The sequence below is a fragment of the Candidatus Eisenbacteria bacterium genome, from assembly GCA_016867715.1.
Lineage (GTDB): Bacteria > Orphanbacterota > Orphanbacteria > Orphanbacterales > Orphanbacteraceae > VGIW01.
In genome coordinates, this window is the sequence record VGIW01000159.1 from 1 (window position 1) to 2747 (window position 2747).

The 2747-nt window shown below is 62.9% G+C and carries 2 protein-coding genes; one reads left to right on the forward strand and one right to left on the reverse strand.

The features are described 5' to 3' along the window. On the forward strand, window positions 1–748 hold a 748-nt coding region (locus FJY73_14270; GenBank protein ID MBM3321826.1), incomplete at its 5' end, for a transposase. 413 nt (window positions 749–1161) lie between these two features. Here the strand turns inward: FJY73_14270 and FJY73_14275 are convergent. Continuing rightward, window positions 1162–2394 (reverse strand): hypothetical protein, encoded by a 1233-nt coding sequence (locus FJY73_14275; GenBank protein ID MBM3321827.1) that lies wholly within the window; start codon window positions 2392–2394, stop codon window positions 1162–1164. Window positions 2395–2747 lie beyond the last annotated feature (353 nt).

The following is a 2747-nucleotide window of genomic DNA, read 5'->3' on the forward strand; positions in this document are numbered from 1 at the left end:
CTTCCCCGACACGTCCCTCGTCGAGGAGCTCTTTCGGCTTCTCCTGCTCATCGGCCTCCACGAGGCCGAGCGGCTCTCCGAGGAGTTCCTCCTTTCGCTCCTCTCCTGGCGGAGGTCCGGTTTCTCGGTGCATGCCGGAGAGCCTCTCCCGCCCGGCGAACCCCGCCTCGAACGCCTCGCCCGCTCCCTCGCGCGCCCCCCGCTCGCCTTCTCCCAGGTGGAGATCGACTCGGAAGATCGCGTCCATCTCCGCACCCCTCCCCATCCGCGCACGGGCAAGACCGAGATCGTTTTCGATCCCCTCGACTTCGTCCACGCCGTGGTCGCTCAGGTACCCGACCGTGGGCAGCACTTGGTCCGCTACTATGGTGTCTACGCCAACCGAGCCGGGAAGATCTGGAGAAAGAGAATCACGGGAGAGGAAGACAGGAGGAGCACACGCTCGTCTCGTCGCCTCAAATGGGCCGAGCCGCGCGCCGGTTCCCTCCCGCCGGGCGAAGCGGGCACACCCGCTCCCACCTCCCGCCGCGCGAGCTGGGCGAGGCTCCCCAAAAAGGTCTTCGAGGTCGATCCGCTCCTCTGCCCCCGTTGCGGCGCGCGGCTCCAGCTGGTCTCGGTCATCACCGAGCCGGAGGTCGTCGATAAGATTCTCGCTCACAGGAAAAGAACCGGCGCCGAGAATCGGGCGCTCTTCCACGAGCGCGCCCCGCCGGAGGTAAGCGTCCCCTCTCTACCACCGACGGTCTGACCGGAGCCCTGCAACCAGAGCCCAGCCGGCCAACCGTCCCGGCCCGGCGAAACCGACCGGGCGAGTCTCCTCACGGCTCGCGGCCGGCGAAGTCTACCTCGGAAAGGAGAAAACACCCGCCCCGGCCCGCCGAAAAACACCCGCGTTTGAGAAGCCCCTCCCATCCGACCTCCTCCGACATGCGCCCATCCTCCGGAGAGAGGATCCGCCGCCCCGGTCCGACCCCACAGCCGGCCCGAACGGCCCTTCCATGCCCCCTTCATGCGTGACGTACACAACGTCGCAGGATAGAATTCCCTATGAGTTAAAGTTCCGGGGATCTCGCGTTTCGAAGGAATGGGGGGCCGGGGAGTGGCTTCACGAGCACCGGGGAGGAATCGCCGAGTCTCCCGAGGATCGAAAGATGTCCCTTCTTAGGAATCGCCCTGTGCGCCACGGATTCGGAGGGCGACGATCCGAGTCAGCACGAACGTGAGCCACAATCCGACGATCGGAACGATCACCCGGAACTGCCGCTCGTAGGCGCTCAAGAACGAGCTTCCTAGGAACGCGAGCGAGGCGAAAAGAAGCAACAAGCGGATCTCGTGACCGATTCGTTCGCGGGCACGAAACGCCGGATAGAGACTGAGGACCGAGAGAACAACGAGGAACATGTTGGGCACGAGGTAGAAGTAGGTGGACAGCTTCTGCGGCGTGTAGGAGAAAGGATACGAGAATAGGAGTCTCCCGACGTTGGCCGACCAGTTCTCGGCGATCTTTCTCGGATGCCGCGCGAAGTTTTCGAGAGCCCGTTTCTTGAACGCGTCGTCCCTCTCGAGATGGTTCAGCTTCGAGATCTCTTCGAAGAACGCCCCGTGGTTCTCGGCCAGCTCGGGAATCATTCTCACGTCCCGATCCGAGTACCAGTCCCCGAGCTCGTTCGCGTGGGGGCTCGACAACCAATAGAGGGACATTCCGCCCGAGTCTCCCCAGCAGAAGAGCCTGCCTGTGAGGGAATACGTGTAGGCCAAGTACGGCACGCAGAACGCGAGGGCGAGCGCAAAGACCCCTCTTGTCTTCTTGAGAGCCGGCGTCCGACGAAAGAACCCGAATACGAGCGACCAGAGAAGCATCGCCGCGAGCACGTAGCCGAAGAAGATCTTCGTCAAGGCGAGGTACGCGAGGAACCCGGAAGCCAAGAGAAGCGAAACCCGCGACCGCGAGTCGGAACGGTGAAGTCGGCAGAAGAACAGCATGAAACCCGAGACGAGGAAGAGACCGAGCGATTCCGTGAGAAGAGCGTTCGATTGTCGTACGAGGGGCGGATAGACCCCGAACAGATACGCGAAGACGGTCGCCTGCCGCTCGGCCGCGTAGAGCCGGATCGCGCGATGGAAGCAGAGAACGGCTCCGAAAAGAAAGAAGGCGTTGAGGATCTTAGCGAGAATCAGCGGCAGTTTCAGAAGGACGAAGGGCAAGAGAACCAGGGGATATCCGGGGCCGTTCCAGAGACTCGCGTCGTCGGCCGGCGAATAGTACCCGCGGGCCAGATTGTTCGCGAACCAGAGATAGCGAGGCTCGTCTCCTCGCAGTTCGTTGTCCGAGGTCGCGAGGACGATCGCCAGGTACAGGAGCAACAACGGCGCGAGAAACGCGGTTCGCTTCACCGACGTTAGATCCCCTTCCGTGCCCGCCTTTCACTATCGAAGCCCCCTCTTTCTAGAGGGAATCGATGTCGAGGTCCGACCGAGCCCATTGTACCCGATTACGAATCCGTCTCCTCGCGAAAGAACCGAACGATCGCGCCGCTCGGCGGGGAAGCGAGAGGCCCCCGCCGCGTCTCCGATCGGGTCGAGGCTCACCTCACGAGCAGAACCGAGCACGGAGCGTAATAGGCGATCTAGTTCCTGTGACAGGCTACCGAACCCAGTTCCCGCCGGAGTTGCGTAGCCTGTCATCGGAACTTTCCGAGGAGAAGAGGGGCGGGAACTTTCTCGTTCCGGACGCGGAGAGCTACCGC